Annotated in this window: 24 protein-coding genes; 11 read left to right on the top strand and 13 right to left on the bottom strand. The window is 51.8% G+C overall.

Annotated elements, in window-relative coordinates; translation table 11 throughout:
- Nucleotides 1-213: 213 nt before the first annotated feature.
- The 4 genes from metH (at nucleotide 214) to ACT3RQ_RS04085 (ending at nucleotide 7,583) form a co-directional block, all read left to right on the top strand.
- A complete protein-coding gene (metH, locus tag ACT3RQ_RS04100; RefSeq protein WP_444680046.1) occupies nucleotides 214-3,909 on the top strand; it encodes a methionine synthase in 3,696 nt (1,231 codons plus the stop codon).
- A 1-nt stretch (nucleotide 3,910) separates the two neighbouring features.
- Nucleotides 3,911-5,248, top strand: a complete 1,338-nt coding sequence (locus tag ACT3RQ_RS04095; RefSeq protein ID WP_444680045.1) for an MATE family efflux transporter — start codon at nucleotides 3,911-3,913, stop codon at nucleotides 5,246-5,248.
- A gap of 114 nt (nucleotides 5,249-5,362) precedes the next feature.
- On the top strand, nucleotides 5,363-7,015 hold the full coding sequence (locus tag ACT3RQ_RS04090) for a nitrite/sulfite reductase (RefSeq protein ID WP_172116641.1): 1,653 nt from the start codon (nucleotides 5,363-5,365) through the stop codon (nucleotides 7,013-7,015).
- The gene (locus ACT3RQ_RS04085; RefSeq protein WP_441679311.1) at nucleotides 7,008-7,583 is read left to right on the top strand and encodes a DUF934 domain-containing protein; all 576 of its coding nucleotides are present in this window, start codon (nucleotides 7,008-7,010) and stop codon (nucleotides 7,581-7,583) included. Before ACT3RQ_RS04090 ends, ACT3RQ_RS04085 begins: the two co-directional genes overlap by 8 nt.
- Nucleotides 7,584-7,631: 48 nt before the next feature.
- Here the strand turns inward: ACT3RQ_RS04085 and smrA are convergent, their stop codons facing one another.
- Nucleotides 7,632-8,222, bottom strand: a complete 591-nt coding sequence (gene smrA / locus ACT3RQ_RS04080; RefSeq protein ID WP_172116643.1) for a DNA endonuclease SmrA — start codon at nucleotides 8,220-8,222, stop codon at nucleotides 7,632-7,634.
- 133 nt (nucleotides 8,223-8,355) lie between these two features.
- Between smrA and ACT3RQ_RS04075 the strand changes: the two genes are divergently transcribed.
- From ACT3RQ_RS04075 to pdxH, 4 genes are all read left to right on the top strand, one after another.
- Nucleotides 8,356-8,829, top strand: coding sequence for a gamma-glutamylcyclotransferase family protein (locus ACT3RQ_RS04075; protein WP_441679312.1), 474 nt, complete (start codon nucleotides 8,356-8,358; stop codon nucleotides 8,827-8,829).
- 50 nt (nucleotides 8,830-8,879) lie between these two features.
- A complete protein-coding gene (gene wrbA / locus ACT3RQ_RS04070; protein WP_444621639.1) occupies nucleotides 8,880-9,503 on the top strand; it encodes an NAD(P)H:quinone oxidoreductase in 624 nt (207 codons plus the stop codon).
- A complete protein-coding gene (locus ACT3RQ_RS04065; protein ID WP_444680044.1) occupies nucleotides 9,500-9,898 on the top strand; it encodes a DUF2069 domain-containing protein in 399 nt (132 codons plus the stop codon). Before wrbA ends, ACT3RQ_RS04065 begins: the two co-directional genes overlap by 4 nt.
- A 77-nt stretch (nucleotides 9,899-9,975) precedes the next feature.
- Nucleotides 9,976-10,620 carry a pyridoxamine 5'-phosphate oxidase gene (pdxH, locus tag ACT3RQ_RS04060; protein ID WP_172116647.1) on the top strand — a complete coding sequence of 215 codons (645 nt, stop codon included), beginning with the start codon at nucleotides 9,976-9,978 and terminating at the stop codon, nucleotides 10,618-10,620.
- A 107-nt stretch (nucleotides 10,621-10,727) separates the two neighbouring features.
- Here the strand turns inward: pdxH and ACT3RQ_RS04055 are convergent, their stop codons facing one another.
- Complete coding sequence (locus ACT3RQ_RS04055) at nucleotides 10,728-13,475, bottom strand: bifunctional acetate--CoA ligase family protein/GNAT family N-acetyltransferase (RefSeq protein ID WP_444680043.1); 2,748 nt, start codon at nucleotides 13,473-13,475, stop codon at nucleotides 10,728-10,730.
- 105 nt (nucleotides 13,476-13,580) lie between these two features.
- Here ACT3RQ_RS04055 and ACT3RQ_RS04050 point away from each other — a divergent pair, with 105 nt between their 5' ends.
- Complete coding sequence (locus tag ACT3RQ_RS04050) at nucleotides 13,581-14,522, top strand: histone deacetylase family protein (protein WP_444621636.1); 942 nt, start codon at nucleotides 13,581-13,583, stop codon at nucleotides 14,520-14,522.
- A gap of 81 nt (nucleotides 14,523-14,603) precedes the next feature.
- Entirely contained in the window at nucleotides 14,604-15,236 is a 633-nt protein-coding gene (locus ACT3RQ_RS04045; protein WP_172116650.1) for a helix-turn-helix domain-containing protein, read from the top strand.
- 17 nt (nucleotides 15,237-15,253) lie between these two features.
- Here ACT3RQ_RS04045 and ACT3RQ_RS04040 read toward each other — a convergent pair whose 3' ends face one another.
- The 8 genes from ACT3RQ_RS04040 to ACT3RQ_RS04005 all read right to left on the bottom strand — a co-directional run bounded on the left by ACT3RQ_RS04040 (nucleotide 15,254) and on the right by ACT3RQ_RS04005 (nucleotide 19,652).
- Nucleotides 15,254-15,604, bottom strand: a complete 351-nt coding sequence (locus tag ACT3RQ_RS04040) for a TusE/DsrC/DsvC family sulfur relay protein (RefSeq protein WP_444621635.1) — start codon at nucleotides 15,602-15,604, stop codon at nucleotides 15,254-15,256.
- 1 nt (nucleotide 15,605) lies between these two features.
- The gene (gene tusB, locus ACT3RQ_RS04035; RefSeq protein ID WP_444621634.1) at nucleotides 15,606-15,893 is read right to left on the bottom strand and encodes a sulfurtransferase complex subunit TusB; all 288 of its coding nucleotides are present in this window, start codon (nucleotides 15,891-15,893) and stop codon (nucleotides 15,606-15,608) included.
- A gap of 13 nt (nucleotides 15,894-15,906) precedes the next feature.
- Complete coding sequence (tusC, locus tag ACT3RQ_RS04030; protein WP_444621633.1) at nucleotides 15,907-16,272, bottom strand: sulfurtransferase complex subunit TusC; 366 nt, start codon at nucleotides 16,270-16,272, stop codon at nucleotides 15,907-15,909.
- 11 nt (nucleotides 16,273-16,283) lie between these two features.
- Nucleotides 16,284-16,673: a sulfurtransferase complex subunit TusD gene (tusD, locus tag ACT3RQ_RS04025; RefSeq protein WP_172116654.1), complete on the bottom strand. Its 390-nt coding sequence runs from the start codon at nucleotides 16,671-16,673 to the stop codon at nucleotides 16,284-16,286.
- Between the two features lie 83 nt (nucleotides 16,674-16,756).
- The gene (locus ACT3RQ_RS04020) at nucleotides 16,757-17,437 is read right to left on the bottom strand and encodes a Bax inhibitor-1/YccA family protein (RefSeq protein WP_193053578.1); all 681 of its coding nucleotides are present in this window, start codon (nucleotides 17,435-17,437) and stop codon (nucleotides 16,757-16,759) included.
- 207 nt (nucleotides 17,438-17,644) lie between these two features.
- Nucleotides 17,645-17,800, bottom strand: a complete 156-nt coding sequence (locus tag ACT3RQ_RS04015) for a hypothetical protein (protein WP_444621632.1) — start codon at nucleotides 17,798-17,800, stop codon at nucleotides 17,645-17,647.
- A gap of 124 nt (nucleotides 17,801-17,924) precedes the next feature.
- Nucleotides 17,925-18,929: an aldo/keto reductase gene (locus ACT3RQ_RS04010; protein WP_444639907.1), complete on the bottom strand. Its 1,005-nt coding sequence runs from the start codon at nucleotides 18,927-18,929 to the stop codon at nucleotides 17,925-17,927.
- Between the two features lie 141 nt (nucleotides 18,930-19,070).
- A complete protein-coding gene (locus tag ACT3RQ_RS04005) occupies nucleotides 19,071-19,652 on the bottom strand; it encodes a hemerythrin domain-containing protein (RefSeq protein ID WP_444639908.1) in 582 nt (193 codons plus the stop codon).
- A 205-nt stretch (nucleotides 19,653-19,857) separates the two neighbouring features.
- On the opposite strand from ACT3RQ_RS04005, the gene ACT3RQ_RS04000 reads away from it, so the two are divergent.
- Entirely contained in the window at nucleotides 19,858-20,046 is a 189-nt protein-coding gene (locus tag ACT3RQ_RS04000) for a hypothetical protein (RefSeq protein ID WP_172116773.1), read from the top strand.
- Between the two features lie 93 nt (nucleotides 20,047-20,139).
- On the opposite strand, the gene ACT3RQ_RS03995 is transcribed toward ACT3RQ_RS04000, so the two are convergent.
- The 3 genes from ACT3RQ_RS03995 to ACT3RQ_RS03985 all read right to left on the bottom strand — a co-directional run bounded on the left by ACT3RQ_RS03995 (nucleotide 20,140) and on the right by ACT3RQ_RS03985 (nucleotide 22,881).
- Nucleotides 20,140-20,346, bottom strand: a complete 207-nt coding sequence (locus tag ACT3RQ_RS03995) for a hypothetical protein (RefSeq protein WP_193056413.1) — start codon at nucleotides 20,344-20,346, stop codon at nucleotides 20,140-20,142.
- A gap of 94 nt (nucleotides 20,347-20,440) precedes the next feature.
- Nucleotides 20,441-21,052 carry a flavodoxin family protein gene (locus ACT3RQ_RS03990; protein WP_193054574.1) on the bottom strand — a complete coding sequence of 204 codons (612 nt, stop codon included), beginning with the start codon at nucleotides 21,050-21,052 and terminating at the stop codon, nucleotides 20,441-20,443.
- Nucleotides 21,053-21,081: 29 nt separating this feature from the next.
- Nucleotides 21,082-22,881: a thiamine pyrophosphate-requiring protein gene (locus tag ACT3RQ_RS03985; protein WP_444680042.1), complete on the bottom strand. Its 1,800-nt coding sequence runs from the start codon at nucleotides 22,879-22,881 to the stop codon at nucleotides 21,082-21,084.
- Between the last annotated feature and the right edge of the window lie 579 nt (nucleotides 22,882-23,460).

Below are 23,460 nucleotides of genomic sequence, written 5' to 3'. Positions count from 1 at the left end.
CACAATCCCGACTGTTTTAGTAGGCTATTTAAATGGCTAACGGGCTAATGATTTTTTTAACAGCTGCATTGTATAGCTGCCCTGCTTGGCGGCCTTTGGTATCATAATGTCCGTTTGGTTATTGATATGCTGTAAAACGCCGCTCATCCCCCTTTTCGAAAACGTATTTTAATAAAATATTTTCGATCAAGACGCTGGAGAAGATTCCCTGTTATGGCCGCTAGTGATTTGAACGCCTCGCTTACCCAACGCCTTACCCAACGCATTCTAATTCTGGATGGCGGTATGGGGACCATGCTGCAAAATGCCCAGCTGAGCGAGGAAGACTTTCGTAGCGAACGCTTCAGCGATTGGCCGTCAGATTTAAAAGGCAATAATGACTTGCTGGCGCTCACCTGCCCCGACGTAGTGTCGCGTATTCACCGCGGCTACCTGGAAGCGGGTGCGGACATTATTGAAACCAATACCTTTAACAGTACGCGCCTTTCTCAAGCCGACTACGGCATGGAAGACATTGTTGTCGAGCTTAACCGTGAGTCTGCGCGCCTGGCTCGGGAAGTGTGCGATGTGGTCGCGGCTGAAACCGGCGTGCCGCGTTTCGTTGCAGGCGTATTGGGACCCACTTCACGCACTGCTTCGTTATCGCCGGATGTGAACGACCCGTCCAAGCGTAACGTGACCTTCGATGAGCTGCGTGAAAACTATTATGAAGCTGCTCAGGCGCTGATCGAGGGCGGCGCTGACCTGATCATGATCGAAACCATTTTCGATACGCTTAACGCCAAAGCCGCGATCTATGCACTTGAAGTGCTGTTTGAAGACCTTGGCAAGCGTCTGCCGGTCATGATTTCAGGCACGATCACCGATGCCTCGGGCCGAACGCTTTCCGGGCAAACCACCGAGGCGTTTTGGAACTCGGTTCGCCATGCCCAGCCGCTGTCAGTAGGCCTTAACTGTGCGCTAGGGGCTGAAGAGCTACGTCCTTACCTTGAAGAGCTATCCACCAAAGCCGATACGTTTGTCTCTGCACACCCTAACGCTGGCTTGCCTAACGAATTTGGTGAGTATGACCAAACGCCGGAGGAGATGGCGGCGATTGTTAGCGAGTTTGCCGAGAGCGGGCTGGTTAATATCATTGGTGGCTGCTGTGGCTCAACGCCTGAACATATTCGTGCAATTGCAGATGCGGCGCGTCCCATGGCACCGCGTCAAATTCCTGAGCGTAGCTCCGCTTGCCGTTTGTCCGGGCTTGAGCCTTTCAACATTGATGCAGACTCGTTATTCGTCAACGTGGGTGAGCGTACTAACGTAACGGGTTCGGCGCGTTTCAAGCGACTTATCGTTGAAGAAGATTTCACCACGGCCCTGGAAGTAGCGCTTGAGCAAGTCGAGAACGGCGCGCAAATCATCGATATCAATATGGATGAGGGCATGCTGGAGTCGCAGGAAGCCATGGTACGCTTTCTGAATCTGATTGCTGGCGAGCCGGATATTGCCCGCGTGCCGATCATGATCGACTCGTCCAAATGGGACATTATCGAAGCTGGCCTAAAATGCGTTCAGGGCAAGGCCATTGTTAACTCGATTTCTTTAAAAGAAGGCGAAGCGGCGTTTCGTGAGCAGGCCACCAAATGTCGTCGCTTTGGCGCGGCTATCGTGGTCATGGCCTTCGACGAGGATGGTCAAGCCGATACATTCGCACGCAAGACGGAAATCTGTGAGCGCGCCTACCGCCTACTGGTCGATGACATCGGCTTTCCGGCCGAAGATATCATTTTCGACCCCAACATCTTCGCCATTGCCACAGGCATCGAAGAGCACAACAACTACGCCGTCGACTTTATCGAGGCGTCTCAGTGGATTCGCGAAAACCTGCCCCATGCGATGATTTCAGGCGGCGTTTCCAACGTCTCCTTCTCGTTCCGGGGCAATAACCCGGTACGTGAAGCGATCCACTCGGTGTTCCTGTATCACGCCATCCGTGCGGGTTTGAGCATGGGGATCGTTAACGCCGGGCAACTTGCGCTATACGACGACTTACCCGCCGAGCTTCGCGATGCCGTGGAAGACGTTGTGCTGAATAAGCGTAGCGACGGCACCGAGCGCTTGCTGGAGCTGGCAGACAAGTACAAGGGTGACGGTAGCGGCCCGGCCAAGAAAGAGGACCTTGAGTGGCGTGATTGGCCCGTTAATAAGCGCATCGAACATGCGCTGGTGAAAGGCATTACGGCCTATATCGAAGACGACACCGAAGAAGCTCGCGTTCAGGCCGAGCGCCCTATCGAGGTCATTGAAGGGCCACTGATGGATGGCATGAACGTGGTCGGCGACCTGTTTGGCGCCGGTAAAATGTTCCTGCCCCAGGTAGTGAAATCCGCGCGGGTCATGAAGCAGGCGGTTGCCTATTTGATCCCGTATATCGAAGCGGAAAAAAACGAAGGCACTCAGGCCAAGGGCAAAATTGTCATGGCCACGGTTAAAGGCGACGTTCACGATATCGGCAAAAATATTGTCGGCGTGGTGCTGCAGTGTAATAACTACGAAGTTATTGATCTTGGCGTAATGGTACCTGCCGAGAAAATTCTTCAAGCCGCGATTGACCACAACGCCGATATTATTGGCCTTTCGGGGCTGATTACGCCGTCGCTCGATGAAATGGTACATGTAGCCAAGGAAATGCAGCGCCGAGGCATGAACCTGCCGCTGCTGATTGGTGGCGCGACGACGTCCAAAGCGCATACCGCCGTTAAAATTGAGCCACAGTACGAGCAACCGGTCATTTATGTGACCGATGCTTCTCGCGCGGTAGGTGTCGCCGGCCGATTACTCGCCCCCAATCTAAAAACGGCGTATGTCGCGGAAATTCGTGAAGAGTATGTCAAGGTGCGCGAACGTAACGCCAAGCGCCGTCCTAAAGCGGCGGACCTGGATTACACTCAGGCGCGCAAACGTCGTTTCCGCACCGACTGGAGCACCCAGACGCCGGTTGAACCCAAGTTCCTGGGCCTCAAAACGTTCGATAACTATGACCTTGAAGAGCTGATCGAGCGTATCGATTGGACGCCCTTCTTCATGAGCTGGCAGTTAGCGGGTAAGTACCCAAAAATTCTTAACGATGAGGTCGTGGGCGAAGCGGCGCGCAACCTGTTTGCCGATGCGCAAGTCATGTTGCGCAAGCTTGTCGATGAAAAGCGCGTTCAGGCTCGGGGCGTTATCGGCCTGTGGCCGGCCAACAGTGTGGATGATGACGTCGTTGAAGTGTATGCCGATGAATCGCGCAGTGAGGTCATCGAGCGCCTTCACCATATTCGCCAGCAAACCACCAAGGGTCGAGACGGTATCTGCTACAGTCTGGCGGACTTTATTGCGCCTAAAGAGAGCGGCAAAGCCGACTGGATCGGCGGCTTTGCGGTTACCGCCGGGCATGGCGTTGACGAACTTACCAAGGCGTATGAAGCGGCAGGTGATGACTACAACGCGATTTTGGTTCAAGCACTTACCGACCGTTTGGCAGAGGCCTTTGCAGAGCGCATTCACGAGCGGGTACGTAAAGAGTTCTGGGGTTACGTGCCAGAAGAAACACTGGATAACGACGCGCTGATAGCAGAAAAATATCAGGGCATTCGCCCCGCCCCCGGCTATCCTGCTTGCCCGGATCACACCGAGAAAGGCACCTTGTTCAAGCTGCTAAACGCCACAGAAAATACCGGCCTTGCGCTAACCGAAAGCTACGCCATGTGGCCGGCCGCTGCCGTTGCGGGTTGGTATTTTGCTCATCCGCAGTCAAAGTATTTCTCGACAGGCAAAATCACCCGTGACCAGGTAGAAGCAATCGCTGAGCGTAAACAGATGCCGTTTGAGGAAATGGAGCGCTGGCTATCGCCGGTACTCTCTTACGACCCCAGTTGATATGGCGTTAGCAACTCGACGCCACGGCAAGGTCGTTCGCTTGGCGCTACCGATCATGTTGGGCATGCTTTCTCAGAGCATGCTCAACATCATTGATGCCGCACTGGTGGGGCATTTAGGCCAGGTCGCGCTGGCGGGTGTGGGTGTGGGTGGTTACGCCATGTTTATGCTCACCGCCCTGGTGTTTGGTCTCTCTTCAAGCGTTCAATCGCAAACGTCCCAGCGCCTTGGAGCGGGCTGTGAGCATTCGGCTCAGCCTTTACAGGCAGGCGTCGCGGTTGGCATGGTAGTTGGGCTGCCGCTATCGCTGCTGGCCTGGTGGCAAGCGCCTGCCCTGCTGTATTTGATAACACAGGTGCCTGAGGTGCATCACGTGGCGGTTGATTACTTTCGCTGGCGGGTTATCGCCCTGACAGCCATTGCGTTAACACTATGTTTTCGTGGTTATTGGAATGGCCGCCAACAGACACACCTTTATCTGCGCATTATTATGGTTGTTCAGCTGTTTAACGTAGCGGCCAGTAGCGGGCTGATCTATGGCCTGTTTGGGCTACCACGTATGGGGGCAAGCGGCGCAGGCGTAGGTACAACTCTCTCGATGTTTTTAGGCCTTTTTATCTGGCTTTGGGTCACTGTAAGACAGCACGACCAGAATGGCTTTTTGTTCAGCCTACCGATGTTCGATACGCTGCGCACAACGCTAGCACTTGCTCTGCCTCATTCCCTACAGCAGATATGTTTTGCGGCGGGCTATGTGGTGCTTTTTTGGTTGTTAAGTCGTATGGGGACCGCAAGTGTTGCGGTTGGGCATGTGTTGGTTAACTTGTCATTATTGCTAATCCTGCCGGGTGTGGGTGTGGGCGTTGCTGCCATGAGCCTGGTAGGCGAAGCATTAGGCCAGGATGATCAAAGGGCGGCCCATCGGTGGGGGCTGGATGCGCTGGGCGTTGCCGGTGTGCTGCTCACCCTCTTGGCACTGCCAATGCTCGTATTCCCGATGCAGGTACTCAGCATTTTCTTTTCCAGCCCCGAGCTTATCGCCCTGGGCACGCTGCCCTTACAAATTACCGGTGCAATGATTGTGCTGGATGCGGCGGCGCTGGTGCTGGCTCAGGCATTGATGGGCGCTGGCGCGCAGCGTACGGTGATGCTGCTGACCTTAAGCATGCAGTGGCTTTTGTTTCTGCCCCTTGCCTGGTGGGTTGGGATTGGTTTACAACAAGGCCTGCTTGGGGTTTGGCTGGTACAGATAGTTTATCGATTTGCCAACTCGGCGGGTTTTTTATGGATTTGGCAGCGTAAGCGCTGGCTAGCTCCCAATGTTTTAAATATCGTTTAGCGATAAAAAGATAATTATATATTCTTTTGTAGAATATGAAGCACGCGTTAAGGTAACACTACATTAATGTCCGCCTTGACGTGACCATTTCGCTTTTTAGCAGGATCGTGCCACATGTACCGTTACGATATTCACGACCAAACGCTTGTTGATGAGCGCGTTGCTCAATTTCGCGATCAGATGAACCGCTATCTGGCGGGTCGACTCAGCGAAGAAGAGTTTCTTCCTTTGCGGGTACAGAACGGTTTATACGTTCAGCGCTATGCTCCCATGCTGCGGATCGCCATTCCCTACGGCATGCTGGCTTCCTATCAGTTGCGTAAGTTGGGGGACCTAGCGCGTGACTTTGACCGCGGGTACGGTCACTTTACAACGCGTACCAACCTGCAGTTGAACTGGCCTAAGCTTGAGACGGTGCCGGATATGCTGGCGGAGTTGGCAACTGTCCAAATGCATGCAATTCAGACAAGTGGTAATGACATTCGTAATACCACGACTGATCAATTTGCAGGTATTGCGGAAGACGAAGAAGTAGATCCTCGCCCCTGGTGTGAGCTGATACGCCAATGGTCGACATTTCATCCTGAATTCGCTTATCTGCCGCGCAAATTTAAAATTGCCGTGACCGGCGCTGAGCAAGACCGTGCAGCCATTCAGGTTCACGATGTAGGGTTACGCCTATGGCGTGATGATGCGGGTGAAGTGCGCGTAAAAGTTCTCGCGGGCGGCGGTCTGGGCCGCACACCGCTAATCGGTGAAGTTGTTTGTGAAGACTTGCCTTGGCAGCACTTGCTTACGTATCTGGAGGCTCTGGTTCGCGTTTATAACCAGTTTGGCCGCCGGGACAACAAGTTCAAAGCACGGATCAAGATACTGGTCAAAGCGCTAGGTGTCGAAGAGTTTAGCCGCCGAGTAGCCGAGGAGTGGGCGCATCTTAAAGATGGCCCTCAAACCTTAACGCCTGAAAGTATTGAGCGGGTTGCAGGATACTTTGTTGATCCTGACCGCCGCCCGGTAAGTGACGACGCTATAGCGGCTATTGATGCACTGCGCCAGGAAAATCGTGCTTTTGGCCGTTTTATGACCAACAATGTTCAGGGGCATAAAGTTAAAGGCTATAAAGCGGTGACGCTGTCACTAAAACGCAGCGGCCATTCACCGGGTGACGTTACCTGGGAACAAATGCACCAGATAGCGGACCTGGCAGACAAATATAGCTTCGGCGAGCTTCGTGTAACTCACGAACAAAACCTGGTGCTTGGTGATGTACCTGCCGATCAACTGGAAGCACTATGGCACGATCTGGAAGCACTAGGCTTGGCAAATCCCACGGTCGGTACACTGGCAGATCTTATCTGCTGTCCGGGGGGGGACTACTGCGCGCTTGCTAATGCGAAGTCAATCCCTGTGGCACAGTCAATTCAAGAACGCTTTGAAGACCTGGACTTCCTGTATGATCTCGGCCCGCTGGATCTTAATATTTCAGGCTGCATGAATGCCTGCGGACATCACCATGTAGGCCACATCGGCATACTAGGCGTCGATAAGAAAGGTGAAGAGTGGTACCAGATTTCGCTGGGTGGTGATCAAGGCAACAGTGCCGCTTTGGGCAAGATTCTTGGCCCATCCTTTAGCCGTGAAAATGTGCCTGATGTGATTGATAAGCTGCTAAACGTTTACGTGGGTGAGCGTCATAGTGGCGAGACTTTCCTGGACACTTACCGTCGTATCGGCCTGAAGCCTTTTAAGGAGCGCGTTTATGCTTAACCAGCCTTCTTCTGAAGAGAACCTGCCATTCGAGACAGATCTGGTAGAACGCCAACGTCCTTACCTGTTTCGCGGCCAAGAAACGCAGGATAGCTGGACGTTAGTACGCGATACTGAAACAAACGCAACAGTATCTGACGCGCATACCATCGTGCCGCTCTCAATCTGGCTTGATAGCACTTCAGAGGGCAAGCTGACAGCTCCCTGGTTGCCTGCGGATACCGAGCTGACACCAGAGTTGTCTGAACGTCTTTCAAGCGCGCCATTAATTGCAATCGATTTTCCAAAATTCACTGACGGCCGTGGCTATAGCCTGGCGCGCCTACTAAGGGAGCGCTATGCCTACCAGGGTGAAGTGCGTGCCATTGGCGATGTGCTGGTTGACCAGCTGTTTTTTATGACCCGCTGTGGATTTGACGGACTTTCGCTTCGAGAAGACCAGTGGGTCGAAGATGCTCTGCGAAATCTGCATATTTTTAGTCGCGCTTATCAGCCTGCGACCGATCAACCCGAGCCGCTGTTTCACTTGCGCCAACAGGCAACCAATAAGGTAGCTTCTTACGCTTGATAGCGAAGCACACAGTGAATGCCCCTGCTTTCAGGGGCATTTTTGTTGTTATCCTTTCCTTTTTTGCTGGCGCTCACGGTTATTGGCTTTCGCCCGTTGGCTTTTGCGCAGCATCACCCACGTAGCGCCAAGCCCGCCTTCGGAAGGCTGGGCAGAGACATACGCCTGGACCTCTTCAAACTGGCCAAGCCACTTGGCCAGGTAAGAGCGCAGCACGTTGGCTGGGCTGTCCAGTTCGCGCCCTCTTCCATGCACAATCATGACCGAACGCAGGTCATGCGCATAGGCTTCCTGAATAAACGGGAACAGCATGCGGCGACATTCAGCCAGCGGCCGACGCAATAAATGAAGTTGTGCCTGTACGCTATATCCTCCATGCCTTAATTTATCGACAACGCCCTGCTGAATGCCTTCTCGACGGTATTCGATAGGATCAAAAGGGGGCAGTAAATCAACAAAATCATCGGATAGAAAATTACGTTCACTAAGCTCTTCTTGAGCGCTTTCTCTGCGTGCAAGCTGTGCTGCAGAAGGCTTCCTCCGGTGATTACCTGCGTCGGCCTGATTACTACGTGCCAACGGCGTTACATCACCCACAGAGGCTCGGAAATCCATATCATCACGAAGTGGCTGGTTCATTGCAGGCTCCTCCGATAAGGTCTACCTCTATCCTAGCAAACCATATCGTATTGCTTAAGCAGATTGCTCAACACTTGCTTAAGGGAGAACGGCACGCCAGGCTATCCCACTCACGTTTTTAAAAGGGCAACGGATGGGCTGGGTTAAAAAAACAGTCGCTCTGGCAGGTTTATTACTGCTGTCAGCGGCCACATGGCTATGGCTAACCCTGTTAAGTCCCTGGCTCTATTCCCCGCCTGATGAGGTGCAAACGGTAGAGCAACGCACACATCAGCTGTTTGTGTATGGAACGCTACGTTATCCACTGATTCGCTGGTTAGTCGCTGGCAGTTTAGGCAGTCCAGAACCGGCGGTTCTTCCAGGGTATCAGCGTCACGATCTGGACGTCGCTCCTCAGCCAGGTAGCCACGTCGAAGGCCTAAAATTAACCGTGACGCCGGAAGCGTTAAGGCGGCTTGATCGCTATGAACGCTTGGGCGTTCGGTACGAGCGCGTTAAAAAACGGTTAGCCGATGGAAGCGACGTCTGGGTTTACGTCAGATTACCCGAAACCAGCTACCATCTTTTAAAGCCATCTCCTGCCAAGTACATAGCTCTGATACCATAAGGCATCAGGCAGGGCTTTTATCGGCATTCTTCCAGGACCAAGGAAAATTTATGAGTAACACCACCCCTTACGTATTGGTTCTTTATTACTCTCGCTCAGGGGCGACGGCCGACATGGCCCGTCAATTGGCTGCAGGTATTGAAAGCATTGCGGGTATTGAAGCGCGTTTACGCACGGTGCCTCCAGTTTCAACAACTTGCGAGGCCGTCGCGCCGGAAATCCCTGATGAGGGGGCGGTGTATGTTGAACTTGATGATCTGCGTAACTGCAGCGCGCTTGCCTTGGGTAGCCCCACGCGCTTTGGCAATATGGCCGCTCCCTTAAAGTATTTCCTGGATAGCACAAGCAGCTTATGGATGAACGGTGCTTTGGTCGATAAACCAGCTTGTGCATTTACATCGACCTCCAGTCTACACGGCGGCCAGGAAAGTACGCTGCTGACCATGTTAGTGCCTTTGTTGCACCACGGAATGGTCTATGCAGGTATTCCCTATAGTGAAACGGCCCTGTTAAGCACCCAAGGCGGAGGCACGCCTTACGGTGCCAGCCATTTGGCAGGCCCACGTAGCGACCGTTCGGTAGATGAACATGAACGAGCACTATGCGTAGCACAAGGCAAACGACTGGCTAAACTAGCAGTAGCGCTTAATGCCATGCGTCAGGGGACATCATGAAGCAGTGGCTAACTAGCCTGGAGCAGCGCCACGGCATAAATACGTTAACACTGCGTGCACGGAAGTGTGTATTGATCAGTTTTACGCTGCTCTTGCTGCTGGTTATTTATCGTGGCTTTACATTGCAAAGCGATACGTTTGATTGGCGGCCTGTGGTGGCCTTTATTTTACCGCTGGTGCTTTTTTTACCTTCCATTCTTGGCCAGCGTGCACGTGGCCATGCCTGGCTCGCCTTTGTCAGCCTTCTCTACGTTACACAAGGTGTCATGCTAGCCTCTGTACCCGGGCAAACGGTGCATGGCATTGTGGAAGCGCTCGTATCGCTGGCGCTTTTTGTAGGTTGCATGGGGTACGCACGTTTTCGTAGCCAACAACAGCGCCAAACAGGTAAGTGAACGTTTTGGGCGTTATCTAAAGAGTGACGAACGTTATTAAAATTCAGGGTGTTATTAAAACTTAGGGAGTTCCGCTAATGACTCGCAACATAGCCGACATTCGGCGTGATTACGAAGGTGGCAGGCTTGATGAAACCCATGTCACTCAAGGGCCTTTCGTGCTGTTTGATGAGTGGTTTAGCCTGGCCATGGAGAAGGAGGATAAAGACGCCAATGCCATGACGCTGGCAACAGTGGATAGCCAAGGGCGGCCGCATGCACGCGTTGTATTGCTGAAAGGATTTGATGAGCAAGGAATGGTGTTTTACACCAATTACCATAGCCATAAAGGTAGCGAGCTGAGCAATGTGCCGTTTGCGGCAATGACGTTTTGGTGGCCATCACTCGCTCGCCAAGTGCGTATTGAAGGTTCCGTCGAACAGGTTGCGCCGGATGAATCGGATGAGTACTTTGCCAGCCGCCCTCGCGGTAGCCAGTTAGGCGCCTGGATTGCAACGCAAAGCGTTGTCATTCCTGATCGTAACTGGATTGAGGAGCGTCAGAAACGCTTTGAACAGGCCTATGAGGGGCAAGAAATCCCGCGGCCCATCCATTGGGGCGGCTACCGCCTGCAACCTGACATGATTGAATTTTGGCAGGGCCAGCCCAGCCGACTACATGACCGTATACGTTTCGAGCGTCGCGATGGTGGAGAGTGGAGCCAGTTCCGCTTGGCCCCATAACCCCTATAAAGATCGCTCATTATTGTTCAGCGCAGGTCTGTTTCGGTGATACGTTAATTAGGCAGGCCTGCTGTAGTGGTGATGTAGAGGTGGTGCACTTGGCCGGGTTAATCGGGCAGACTTTCCAGACGAAGGCGCTGCCACTCGCTTTCGGGCTCATTTAAGCGCAGGACAGCATCAATCACCTGTTCTTCCATGTTATAGCGGCACGTGAATCCCAAGTGTTTCATTAACGCCCGCATTGGGTGGTTATCGACCATGATTTTGCCTATCATTTCGAGCGTACCGATATGCGTGCAGTAATTGACCATCTTCTTCATCAGCAGGCTGCCAATCCCAAGCCCTTGTAAATCATCGCGGATGATCACCGAAAACTCGGTGCGTATATTGTCAGGGTCGTTCCACACACGCACAACGCCTAACATCTCTTTACGCCCATCTGCGTGCTGGTGCTCGGCGATAAATGCCATTTGTCGATCATAATTAATATGTGACAAAACCGATAAATCACGTTGAGTGAGGTTGGACTTATTGTGGAAGTAGCGGAAACGAATACTCTCTTCCGATAGCTGACGGTGAAAAGCGGTGATTAAAGGCGCATCTTCGGCCCTGATGGGGCGTACCTCTACCTGCCAGCCGTTTTTCAGCGTTACCCACTCTCGCAACTCTTCCGGGTATGGCATGATGGCAAAGCGCGCAGGCGTGCCTAAATCCATCGCAAAATCCACCGCCAGCATGCCATCACGATTAAGCAGTAACGGGTTGATCTCCAACCCTCGCAGATCCCCCAAATCAGATGCCATTTGCGAAAGCTTGACTAACAGCTGACATAGCCGCTGAATGTCGCGCTCAGGTTCAGCGGAGTGCTCACGAATTAAAGAGGCTGCGTGCGTCCTGCCGACGACGTCGGCCGCCAGGCTCATGTTCAACGGCGGCAGAGCGACCTGGCGGTCTGCCAAAATATTGACTTTATAGCCGCCAATACCAAACACAATCAGCGGGCCGAAAACCGGGTCGCGGGTAATTCCGGCACAAATCTGCATGGAGTGCTTACCCCGCTGCATAGGCTGTAAGCAGAACTCGCGAATAGTGTACTGGGGAAATTTCTCATGTACTTTATCACCCAGCTGACGTACCCCTTGCGCCACTTCAGCAGGCGTTTCCAGGTCTTGTAGCAGCCCGGCAGACATTTTATGGGGGTGTTTACGGTATCGGTAAGGCCGACAATTACCTTCATGAACCACTTTCAGAGCCATCGGCCCTTGGATTTTTTGGGCTGCGGATTCGGCCTCTTCAGGGGTGCTCAGATACACACTTGGCGCCGTAGGAATACCATACGCTTTAAGTACCTGGGCTGTTTCTGAATGACTGAGTGTCTTTCTCCCCTGCTCTTTTGCCTGGATGATCAGTGACCGACACTGGGCACGTATTTCCGAGCTGGTTGAAAATGGCAGGCTAGGTGGAATTTCATGCAGCAAGGCTTGAACACGCTGGTAAATTACCATGTGCATGAAAGCCTTAACGGCTTTTTCCGGGGAAATATAGGTCGGTATACCCGCGATGTTGCAGAGATGGCGGGCATTAAGGGCTTCCTTCAGGCCCATCCAACTGGTCAGCAAGTTACGCCGAAATTTTTTGCGATTATCAATTAGTGCTTGAGCCGTCATCGCTGAAGGTGCCAACCGTGTTGGGGCATGGACCACCAGCACCGCATCGACATTGGCATCGGCGGCCACAATTTCCAGCGCCTCAACAAAACGCGCAGGGGTTGCGTTGCCACCCAAATCAACCGGGTTTTCGCCGGGCTTACTTATATCGACTTGGCTTTTATGTAGCGCCGCTTGGGTTTCCTCGCTAAACACGGCAAGCTTACCACCTGCGCTAACCAGCTTATCAATCGCCAGCATGGCTGGACCCAAGCCATTAGAAACAATGGCTAACCGATCACCGCGTAGTGGCTTCATGCGCGAGAGCGTTTCCAGAGCATCCAATAGCTCATCAGAATCGTCGACCCTTACCACCCCAGCGCGTGCAAACGCCGCATCGAAAACGACCTCACGATTAGCAATACCCGGCGTAGGTGCCATCCCCGAAATATCGGATTGCGGCGTACGGCCGCTTTTAATGGCAAGTACCAAGCGGTTACGCGAAGCATCGCGCACAGAGGTCATAAAATGTTGTGCGTCATTCACCCTTTCCAAGTGTAATAAGATGGCCTGAGCGGGTGAAAACTGATTCACGTAGTCGATTAAATCCGGCAACAAAACATCGACGCTATCCCCCACCGTAATCAAGTGAGAGAACCCAACATCGCGCCCAGCGGCCCAATCAATCATGGCGTTGGCAAGCATGCCCGATTGGCCCAGGTACGCAACACGGCCCGCTTTGACAGGCTGGCTGGCGTAAGAGGCATTCAAACGCTTGCTTGGGACGATGACACCCATGCACTCTGGGCCCAACACTCGAATACCTGAGGCGATGGCGGCTTTTAACATCCGCTCACGAATAGAACCGGTATTGTCGCTATCGCGGTCCAGGTAGGCGCCTCCAGAAAGCACCAACGCGGCTTTCACACCAGACTCGCCCAAGCGTTTAATTAATTTGGGAACGCCTTTAATCGGCGAGCAAACAACCGCCAGGTCCGGCGCTTCGGGCAAGTCCGCTACACTGCTGAAACAGGGCACGCCGAATACCTGGTCATAACCTTTTGGATTGACCGCCCACAGGGTGCCTTTAAAGCCCCCCTCTTGCAGGTTATTCAGCACTAACCCACCCAGCGAGGCCGGTTTTTCAGAGGCGCCAAACACGGCTAGCGTGCGAGGTTCAAAAAAATGATGCAAAAAGCGCGTACTCAAAATTGAGCCTCCCCTGAAGTAAATAACGACGGTGTACGACTTATTGACACTGTCGCGCAAGCCCCAGAGGCGATTAAGGTGGCCTCAATACAATGGAGCGCTTGAATGATCACCTCTTACCTTACCCATCCAGACTGCTCATTGCATCATATGGGACCAGAACATCCTGAAAGTCCACAGCGTCTGGAAGCAATTCGCGCTCGCCTTTCACTTGCCGGTTTATTACAGCAGACCATGCAGTCTGATGCCAAAGAAGCCAGTTTTGAGGCGTTGGCAAAAGTACACCCGCCCCGGCACCTTAATGCCTTAGAGAAATGTGTGCCTGCTGAAGACATTGTCGCCCTGGACAGCGAAACACTCATGAATCCGGATAGCTTAAAAGCTGCCCGGGTTGCTGCCGGGGCCACTATAAAAGCAGTCGATCAGGTGTTTAAGGGTCACGCTGATAATGTTTTTTGTGCCGTTAGGCCTCCCGGCCATCATGCCGAAGCAAGCGAGGCGATGGGCTTTTGCTTTTATAACAATATCGCCGTAGGTGCCGCCCATGCACGTGACGTATATGGTGCCAAGCGTATCGCTATCCTCGATTTTGATGTCCACCAGTGTAATGGAACTATCGATATTTTTAAGGGCAGATCAGATGTCCTGATCTGTACAAGCTTTCAGTACCCGTTTTACCCGTGGCGTTATCTGCGTAGTGAGTGGCACAACGTTGTTAATACGCCGCTAGAATCAGGCACTGACAGCGCTGAATTTCGACGCCTCATTGAGCATCAGTGGCTACCCGCCCTTCATGCGTTTAAACCGGACCTGGTGATGATATCGGCAGGATTTGATGCTCATCGCGACGATACGATGGCCGATATCTGCCTGGATGATGAAGACTATTATTGGATAACGCATTTGGCAATGGAGATCGCGGCGCTTTATGCGGATAACCGCGTTGTCTCTGTACTGGAAGGTGGCTACGACCCTAAATCATTAGGAAGAGGTGTGGAGGCGCATATTAGAGCCTTGCTGGGGCTACCATTTTCAGAAGAAGGTTAAATATTCTGTACTCGCGAATACCCTGGCAGACGCTAACGCTATGTTACTATGGTCCCTATTGCTGTCTCTTATGTGACCATTATGACCGCCACTTCTGAAGAACATGCCGCACTGCGTATTGCCTCCGGCAGCAAACCGTTTGTAGAACCGCTTCTCTTGGGCGCGCGGCTCAAGCAGATTCGCTTGGCTAACCAATGGACGCTGGAAGATGTTAGCCAGCGTACCGGGCTAGCGCGCTCTACCCTTTCAAAGATTGAGAATGATCAAGTCTCGCCTACGTTTAGCGTCGTTCAAAAACTCACCACTGGGCTTAATATCGATCTACCCCAGCTCTTTACGCCGCCCAAACGTGAACGCTATACCATGGGACGACGCGACTTAACGCGTAAAGACAAAGGGCAGCTACATCCAACGCCTACTTACGAGCATGAGTTACTGGGGCACCAGCTGGCTCAAAAGCGCATGATTCCCTTTAAGACCATTGTGCGCGCACGCAACTTTGACGAATACCACCAATGGGTGCGTCATGATGGCGAAGAGTTTTTGATGGTGCTTCATGGCGATATCATGCTGTACAGCGAGTTTTATGCTCCGCTGCTGCTTGTTGAAGGTGACAGCATCTATTTTGATAGTGATATGGGGCATGCACTGGTGTCTACCAGTGCTGATGATGCGGTTGTTCTGTCCGTTTGTACCCGTGGCGATTTGGCTTAATCTTCAACTTACCGCTTCTACAGACAGTTGGTGGGTTTAGGCAGCCCGGCAAGCCGCGCTATACGTTTCGCAGGGCTGCCGGGGAAAAGCGACATTAAATACATCGACTTGCCCTTCTCTTCTCCCAGCGCATTCTTCGTGGCTTTTACCAAGGGGCGCATAGCCGGCGCCATTTCATAGCGGTTATAAAAATCACGCATTACACTAATTAATTCCCAATGTGCTTCAGTTAATACAAGCCCTTCATCACTGGCCAGCATTTCAGCTACAGCTTTTGACCATTTCGACTGCTCTACCAAGTATCCCTCAGGGTCTAATCCAATTTCTTTATCTGAATCAAGATAACGGTATATTTTTGAATCCGACATATTAATACCACGTAACGATTTGAGGGTGGTGCCCAGTTAACGTAACGAATCCGTTCATATCAACCGTAGGTAAGCCATTCGCTGTAACGGCAGCATTTAGGCCCCACGCCGCGACATCTTCGGCTAACAGATAGATGCGTGACTGATACGCCTGCCAACCTTCCCAGTGCGTATTCAGCGCCGCTTGTACACCTTCTTCCGTCAGTACTACGATATCCTCTTCACCAACGGCTTGCTGCATCTGTTGCGCAGCGTCGCTATTTAGCGCCTTGGTTAAAATATGCAACATACTGAGCATCCCACTAAAAATTAAGTATTTGCGCGTACTGCTGAAGAAACCCGGGTAGTACTTTAGCTTTCAAAAACTGCACATCGTCTCGCAACGTGGATGCGGGCACTCCTAGAGTAACCAAGGTCTCTTCGGTGGTCCAAAGCTGCTCGATATCGTACATCTCCAGCATATCGATGGTGGGGAGGCTGGCTTTCTGCCCTGGCGCCCCGCTGCCTTGCTCTTTTAATAACGCCATAGCGCCCTGCCCAAGGAACAGCAGGTCTACAGGCTGTCCAAATGCGGCTGCTACCAGCGCTGTATCCAGCCCTTCTCGCAGCAGGTTGGAGCCGTAAGGAGCATGACGAATGATAACCAGCAAGCTGTTTGACTCAGCCATTAGCTCTCCTGTTAGGCAAACGTAATAAAACGATCACAGCGCTGCTGTAAGGTTAACAACTGCCCTAGCCCGGTTAACTCAAAGGGCGCATCTATATTAAACGATGCTTTACCATGACGCAGCGCCTCCGCTTCACTTGCCAAGCCACGCCTTAGTGCCGCCGCTATGCATACGTCCAGGGGAACGTTATGCGCGCGGTGTAATTCGACCCAGGCATCGTGCAGGTTAAGCTCATCCTGGGGTGGGGCCATGAGTGAAGACGCGTTGTGCACCCCTTCATGATAAAAAAATACGCCCGACAAGTGGTGCCCCTGTGCCAGCAGCGTACGAGCAAACCTTAAAGCAGAGTGTGGTGCGGGGCTGGTATACGGCGCACCCATCACCAATAAACCATACTCCATTATCGTCTCTCGAATCGGATAGCCAAAAAAAGACAGACCCTACAAGTAGGGTCTGTCCGGTTACCAGCTGACAACGCTATTGGTTAGTCGTTGCTCATGATACCTAAAATTGAAAGCAGGCTGATAAACAGATTGTAGATAGAAACATACAGCGTAACGGTTGCCAGAATATAGTTCGTTTCACCAGCGCGATGAATGATTTCACTGGTTTGATACAGGATGGCCGCTGAGGCGAACAGAACAAAGCCTGCTGATACCATCAGTGACAGGGCAGGAATGTTGAAGATCAAGCCAGCAACCATCGCAAGCACTAGCACAATAGCGCCAGCCAGCAGGAAGTTACTTAAGAAGCTGAAATCTTTCTTGGTCGTTAACGCAACCGCTGAAAGGCCAAAGAAGGTAAGGCCTGTCATTGCCAGCGCATTCATAATCAGCGCGCCACCATTAGGGAGCGTTAAATAGGCTGAAATGATGGGTCCCAGTGTGAACCCCATAAAACCGGTAAAAGCGAAGGTGGCCAGCAAGCCAGCCGCAGAATTTGCCGTTTTATGTACCAGGAACATCAAGCCGTAGGCCCCAATAAAGAACACAAAGATGTTCATTTGTTGGATACCCATAGCCACTGATGCGCCAGCGGTCACTGCGGAGAAAAGCAGTGTCATTGCCAATAATGCGTAGGTATTGCGCAGTACCTTATTGGTGCTGACGCTGTTGGCAACACCACTGGATCGTGTTTGTGCCGTGTTCAGATCGTTATAAGCCATCTACGTATGCTCCCCAAATAATAGTGCTAACAATAGACCAGCATGCCGTTACCAAGTTCCAGACGCAAGTCCTTATCGCTTCGTTCATGTAAAGTACTCAACTTTCTTCTAACGAAAGAATTGACGGATTTGAATAGCGGCATCTTGCAGAAAAAACCACGACTGACGATATTGTCATCGCCAGTCGTGGTGTTTAATGCTCGATTTCTAGCTCTCTATTTCTTCATCTTTTTTCAGCGGAGTCACCGCGCTGCTGGCGGTTTGGCGAATATCCTGCGAGGCATATAACCGGGCATCAACCACATGTAGCACCGCAAGTTGTACGAAAAGCACTGCAAAACAGATGATTAAAGCTTTGATCATGGCGGCTTTCCTGAACCAGGCTGGCGATAGCCAGCCTTTTGCTGAATGCTAGCTTAAAGCAGGCTGAAAGCAATAGCGGTATTCGATAAAAACCTGCCATGAAAAATAGCGCCCTATCTCTAGTCTACTGAGTAAACTCTTCCGTATCGATGTCCGCTTGCTGCGCTGGACTATACCGTTCACCGGCTACCTGATCAGGTGTCATCATTGAGTTGAGGTCACTGAGATAGTTTTTATCGAGCACCCAACTATCGGCTGCCAGGTTTTCACGCATATGAGCGATTGAGCAAGTCCCAGGAATGGGCACTATATGGCCACCTTGTGCTTTTACCCAGGCCAGTGCCAATTGGGCGGTAGTCACGTCAAGCGCTTGGGCTAGCGCCTGAAAGCGTGAAAGCACCGCTAGATTTTTAGGCAGATTGTCAGCGTTAAAACGAGGCATGTTAGCCCGCATATCGCCCTCACCAAACACTGTATCGACCTGAATCGCTCCTGCCAAAAAACCACGACCCAAGGGGCTAAATGCAACCATCGCCACATCCAGTGTTTGGCAGGCTTTAATGAGCGCAATTTCGGGGTTGCGTGTCCAGAGGGAATACTCTGACTGCACTACTGCTACGGGATACTCCTTATGCGCTTTGGAAAGCGTTTTTGCTGAAACCTCCGACAGCCCCACACCGCCTATCTTGCCTTCATCGACCAACTTACCCAGTTCGCCGACACTCTCCTCGACGGGTACGCCGGGATCAAGCCGGTGCAGGTAATAGATATCGATATGATCGGTCTTTAAACGTGTCAGGCTTGCCTCACACTGTTGGCGTAGTATGTCTGGTCGACCATTGATAACCCGCTTTCCCGTCTCAGCATCAATCGCCATACCGCATTTACTGGCCAACAACAGCGCTTGGCGCTTGTCTTTTAAGGCATTGCCCAGTAAGCGCTCATTCGCCGTGGCCCCATACAGTGTCGCGGTGTCAAAGTGCCGATACCCCATTTCAAACGCTTCATGCAATGCTCGCAGGGCGTCTTTTTCAGACACCTGCTGACCATAACCATGAGACAAGTTCATACAACCAAGGCCAACAGCAGGCGAAGACACTTCTTTAAGACGCTGGAAAAACATCGACATAGGCATTCCCTGAAAGAAAATTTCTGCAGTACCGTTATGCCGTATAATAGTTAACAACTCAACGAACGAAAGCCCCACGGCACACCATGGGGCTTTCGGCAACGAACCATAAATTTCAGATGGCAGGTTTTCAAAAGCCTATTAACCGGTATGACGGCCTTGAAGCTTATCCAGTAGCCGATCAACCATGCCGACGCCCGGCCCGACGCTCTTATGAAATAGCTCAGAATGAGGTGCGCTAGGGTGCGGCCGTGTCGGCGCTAGCTTTTTGGCAGCGTCGACTTTATTCCCCAAGTCGATAAGTTCATCAACGGGTATATGATTACGTAGTTTGGGAAATTGGTCGGACTCTTCATCATCAATGTGGTGGCGAAGCTGCTTTTCCATCTCTTTAGTCAACGGCATAAACGTGGGGTCTGACGCATCGACATCCTCTAGCTTCTTCATCACGTTGACCAATTCATCATGCTCTCTCTTATCGTGCTCAACTTCATCACGCCCATTAGGAATATGTTTCTCCATAGCAGGGTAAACATACATTTCCTCAGCAACGGCATGGCGCATCACTTCGGCAATAGCGGCGTCTATCAAGACTCGACGTTGCTCGGGGTCGTTACTGCTTTCTACTTGGGCAAGTAGCTCCAGCATTTCCTGGTGGTCAGTCGTTAAAATATTGATGACGTCCAACCCGTTTCCTGTCTGGCCTTGCGTGTGGTTATCCATACCCTTCTCTCCCTCTTATTCAGAATCCATGAGCCGCCAGCTCCATTTCAAGCTAGCTCGCCTGACCGGTATTTCCAAGCTAACAGCCCGTGACCTAATACATGTTAAGAAGGTTTTTAAAACTGATTGGCAGGTGGCTGACGTCGTATTCAAGCCGCACGCCATCAGCTACGTTATAAAAGGATTTCAAACCAGGGAGCGGATGATGGCGACGTTTATGGTGTATCGAGCGGTTCAGGAAGGCGCTGAAATTGATGCCCAGCCTGAGTGGTGGGTCGTAGACTTGCGTGAGGAGGAAGAAAGAGATGGCGATTTGGTACGCAAACGTTGTGCGACCAAGCCTGAAGCCGATGAAGCCGTTAATGAACTTAACAAAAAATATGCAACGACTTAGTAGTATCGATAACAGTACGACGGCTGAACATCCACCAGCCTGACAGCTAACAGGCTGGTGGACGATAATAATGTAGCAAGCAGAAGGAGGCCGCTATTTTTTACCCGTTAACGATCTAAGCAGCGTCTCAACCTGGTGGTCGCCCTCGCCTTCATTATCCAACTCCTCTTTCGCCAGCTCTTTTTTATTTCCCACGACGGCATTGCAGGCACTGCAGTAGATATTGTCATCTTCGTCTGTGTTTTCAGGGAAACGGTAGTCTTCGCTGCCACATTGGGCACATCGTTTCGGAAATGCCATTTAAACTTACTCCTTGTGTTGTGTGCGACATACCTTTACAGCTTAGCTGAGAAGTGAATTAACTGCGTATGTGCACCTATAGCACATTCAGCGCCTAGCTCTCTTGTGGTGGATACGGGTTCTGCTTTAATAACGTGGCCAAGTGAACACAATTAAGCGCCAGGCCTGCCGTAGCGCTCTGAGTCGCTTCTGGTGTCTTCTCAAAATCCTTGAGGTCGACTCCCTGCATGGCTTCACCCACCCAATAGGTGCATGCGTTGGCAGGAAGGGTAAAACCAACGTCGTTTAGCCCCTGAAACAGCTCGGCAACAATATGATGAGCGCCATCTTCATTACCTACCACCACGACACCGGCGACCCGACCATACGAGACCATTCGTCCCTGCTCATCGGTTTCGCCAAGAAACGCATCCAGTCGCTCTAATACACGTTGACAGATACTGGAGTGATGGCCCAACCAGATAGGGCTACCCAGGATGAAGATATCGGCATCCAGAATCTGCTTTCGTATTTGCGGCCAATCATCACCCTCACCTTCATCCGATGTCACACCGGGCTTAATATTAAAATCCGCAGCACGGATTTTCTCGCCAGTGACGCCATGGCGCTCAAGCGCTGCCAAGGCCTCGGATATAAGTCGATCACAAGAAGACGCTGCGGGTGACGCTTTAAGCGTACAGTTGATAGCCAAGGCTTTTAACGACATGAGACTCTCCTTTTATGCGGCTTGGGGTGTCAGTGCTTGCGAAGCTTGGGGGTTATCTGCCGGGCGAACTGCCGAAATGAGGCTTTAACCGTACCCAGCGCGTCCGGATCGCCGTGCAAAAGCGCTGACATATAGGCTTTCGCCTGCTCGGGCTTTATATGCGGCGGGATCGGCGGAACATCAGGGTCAGTTATAACTTCCAGCACAACGGGGCGGTCAGCACTTAAGGCCTGCTCCCAAGCATTCGCTAGCATCTCGGGATCGCTAACCTTAATGCCCTTGAGCCCAATAAGCTCGGCATATTCGGCATAAGGAAAGTCAGGGAGATCCTGCGAGGCTTCATACTTCGGGTCGCCTTCCATTACCCGCATTTCCCACGTGACTTGATTAAGGTCCTGGTTATTAAGCACCATAACGATCAAGCGTGGGTCCGCCCACTGCTGCCAATACTTGGCAATGGTAATTAACTCCGAATTACCGTTCATCTGCATGGCCCCGTCCCCAACCAGCGCAATGGCCACCCGTTCGGGATAAGCGAACTTGGCGGCTATCGCATAGGGAACGCCATTTCCCATCGTGGCAAGTCCACCGGAAACCGATGCCATCATGCCACGGCGTAATTTGAGATCACGTGCGTACCAGTTAGCAGCGGAACCGGAATCGCTGGTGAGAATGCAGTTATCAGGCAGGCGCGGCGACAGCTCCCAAAAAACACGCTGCGGGTTAACCGGGTCAGCCTCCGCCATGGCACGCTCTGCAAGCACTTCCCACCATTGGGCAACACTTTTCTCAATATCTTGACGCCAACCACGATCTGTTTTCTGCTCTAAATAGGGCAACAGCGCTTGTAAGGTAGTCGCGCTATCACCCACGAGGTTCACCTCCATTGGGTAACGCATACTCACCTGGCGCCCATCAATATCGATTTGTACACCCCGAGCCTGCCCCTCCTCCGGTAAGAATTCCGAATAAGGAAAGCTTGAGCCAATCATCAATAGCGTGTCGCAGTTGGCCATTAACTCCCAGCTTGGGTTAGTACCCAGTAACCCGATAGATCCGGTAACGAAAGGCAAGTCGTCAGGAAGCACTGCACGCCCCAGTAGCGCCTTAGCGACACCAGCGCCTAGCCTGTCAGCCACCTGAATAATCTCATCGGTCGCATTCAGAGCCCCAGCACCCACTAGCATCGCCACTCTCTTTCCTTCATTTAACACTTGGGCGGCTTGGCGCAAATCATTGTCATGAGGCACGGTAATGGGGCTTGAGTAGCCCACGCCCGAATGCACAGTACCGTGAGCATGCGCAGGTGTTTCAACCGCTGGCTGGGACTGAAGGTCATTGGGAATGATGATAACCGTTACGGTCCGCTCGGCCAGTGCTATACGGATAGCGCGGTCAATAAGGTGGCGTATTTGAGCTGGGCTGGTCGCCATATGCACGAATTCATGGGCGACGTCTTTGAAAAGCGACACCAGGTCGACTTCCTGCTGATATTCACCACCCAGGGCCGCACGTGCTTGCTGGCCAACAATGGCAACGACTGGCTGATGATCTTTTTTGGCATCGTACAAGCCATTAAGCAGATGAATGGCACCAGGCCCGGAAGTCGCGGTACACACACCAACTTCCCCCGTAAACTTGGCATGAGCACACGCCATGAATGCCGCCATCTCTTCATGACGGGCTTGCACGAACTCGAACTGGTCACCCGCTCGTTGTAATGCCCCCATGATGCCGTTGCTGCCATCCCCCGAATACCCGAAAATACGTTTAACACCCCACTCACCCAAACGTTGAACCAGAAAATCACCTACCAGCTGCTTACTCATTCAAGCCTCCATGGCAAAGCTACGCCTTAGCTCGTCACTTTCATATAAATGTTCACTAGGCCTATAGGTATAGATACGGGTATCAGCAAAGGTCAACTTGGCAGGGCTTTTTGTTAATTATTATTAAACAACAACCTGTAGAGTAGGCTAGTTTGGTTGCTAAACGGTCATGTTCATTTTTTAATTCTCATGGATTACCCACCATAACGAAATGTATGCCTAGCACCTGAGAAGAATTTAGTGATTTCAATGCCAACTATTTTACACTTGGGCAAGGCGAACCCAACGTAACCGACGATATAATCTAGCTATACGTTATTTACTTTTACGCTTAAAGCAAGAAGCCCGACCAGAGGCCGGGCTTTAACGTTGCATCCTTGTACACTCCGCAAGCTTCCTGCCTGCCCATCCTTAGGGAGTCTTCCTGACTCACTACTCCTTGCTGAACATCCTTGTCCAGTGGGTTGAGATTGCCACACTAAAAATAGCCTGTAAGTAACATAGTATAATTGATAGTAAAAACGCACTTATTTATTAACCTGCAGTAACTCTGTTAGTTAGCCAACTAGCCAAACAATG

Source organism: Halomonas sp. AOP43-D1-4 (assembly GCF_052446175.1).
Lineage (GTDB): Bacteria > Pseudomonadota > Gammaproteobacteria > Pseudomonadales > Halomonadaceae > Vreelandella > Vreelandella citrativorans.
The sequence above is the reverse complement of the archived record's forward strand: the minus strand, read 5'-3'. Positions and strand labels throughout refer to the sequence as shown.

Excerpts from the sequence above, each read along its gene's own strand:
- ACT3RQ_RS04020 (WP_193053578.1), bottom strand. The coding sequence starts at position 17,437 with ATGGCTTATAACGATCTGAACACGGCACAAACACGATCCAGTGGTGTT.
- ACT3RQ_RS03990 (WP_193054574.1), bottom strand. The coding sequence starts at position 21,052 with ATGTCGTTAAAAGCCTTGGCTATCAACTGTACGCTTAAAGCGTCACCC.
- ACT3RQ_RS04040 (WP_444621635.1), bottom strand. The coding sequence starts at position 15,604 with ATGTCGGATTCAAAAATATACCGTTATCTTGATTCAGATAAAGAAATT.
- tusD (WP_172116654.1), bottom strand. The coding sequence starts at position 16,673 with ATGGAGTATGGTTTATTGGTGATGGGTGCGCCGTATACCAGCCCCGCA.
- wrbA (WP_444621639.1), top strand. The coding sequence starts at position 8,880 with ATGAGTAACACCACCCCTTACGTATTGGTTCTTTATTACTCTCGCTCA.
- ACT3RQ_RS03985 (WP_444680042.1), bottom strand. The coding sequence starts at position 22,881 with ATGAGTAAGCAGCTGGTAGGTGATTTTCTGGTTCAACGTTTGGGTGAG.
- ACT3RQ_RS04065 (WP_444680044.1), top strand. The coding sequence starts at position 9,500 with ATGAAGCAGTGGCTAACTAGCCTGGAGCAGCGCCACGGCATAAATACG.
- ACT3RQ_RS04050 (WP_444621636.1), top strand. The coding sequence starts at position 13,581 with ATGATCACCTCTTACCTTACCCATCCAGACTGCTCATTGCATCATATG.
- ACT3RQ_RS04090 (WP_172116641.1), top strand. The coding sequence starts at position 5,363 with ATGTACCGTTACGATATTCACGACCAAACGCTTGTTGATGAGCGCGTT.
- metH (WP_444680046.1), top strand. The coding sequence starts at position 214 with ATGGCCGCTAGTGATTTGAACGCCTCGCTTACCCAACGCCTTACCCAA.
- tusC (WP_444621633.1), bottom strand. The coding sequence starts at position 16,272 with ATGGCTGAGTCAAACAGCTTGCTGGTTATCATTCGTCATGCTCCTTAC.
- ACT3RQ_RS04015 (WP_444621632.1), bottom strand. The coding sequence starts at position 17,800 with ATGATCAAAGCTTTAATCATCTGTTTTGCAGTGCTTTTCGTACAACTT.
- ACT3RQ_RS04010 (WP_444639907.1), bottom strand. The coding sequence starts at position 18,929 with ATGTCGATGTTTTTCCAGCGTCTTAAAGAAGTGTCTTCGCCTGCTGTT.
- smrA (WP_172116643.1), bottom strand. The coding sequence starts at position 8,222 with ATGAACCAGCCACTTCGTGATGATATGGATTTCCGAGCCTCTGTGGGT.
- ACT3RQ_RS04085 (WP_441679311.1), top strand. The coding sequence starts at position 7,008 with ATGCTTAACCAGCCTTCTTCTGAAGAGAACCTGCCATTCGAGACAGAT.
- ACT3RQ_RS03995 (WP_193056413.1), bottom strand. The coding sequence starts at position 20,346 with ATGGCATTTCCGAAACGATGTGCCCAATGTGGCAGCGAAGACTACCGT.
- ACT3RQ_RS04045 (WP_172116650.1), top strand. The coding sequence starts at position 14,604 with ATGACCGCCACTTCTGAAGAACATGCCGCACTGCGTATTGCCTCCGGC.
- ACT3RQ_RS04000 (WP_172116773.1), top strand. The coding sequence starts at position 19,858 with ATGGCGACGTTTATGGTGTATCGAGCGGTTCAGGAAGGCGCTGAAATT.
- ACT3RQ_RS04095 (WP_444680045.1), top strand. The coding sequence starts at position 3,911 with ATGGCGTTAGCAACTCGACGCCACGGCAAGGTCGTTCGCTTGGCGCTA.
- ACT3RQ_RS04075 (WP_441679312.1), top strand. The coding sequence starts at position 8,356 with ATGGGCTGGGTTAAAAAAACAGTCGCTCTGGCAGGTTTATTACTGCTG.
- pdxH (WP_172116647.1), top strand. The coding sequence starts at position 9,976 with ATGACTCGCAACATAGCCGACATTCGGCGTGATTACGAAGGTGGCAGG.
- ACT3RQ_RS04005 (WP_444639908.1), bottom strand. The coding sequence starts at position 19,652 with ATGGATAACCACACGCAAGGCCAGACAGGAAACGGGTTGGACGTCATC.
- tusB (WP_444621634.1), bottom strand. The coding sequence starts at position 15,893 with ATGTTGCATATTTTAACCAAGGCGCTAAATAGCGACGCTGCGCAACAG.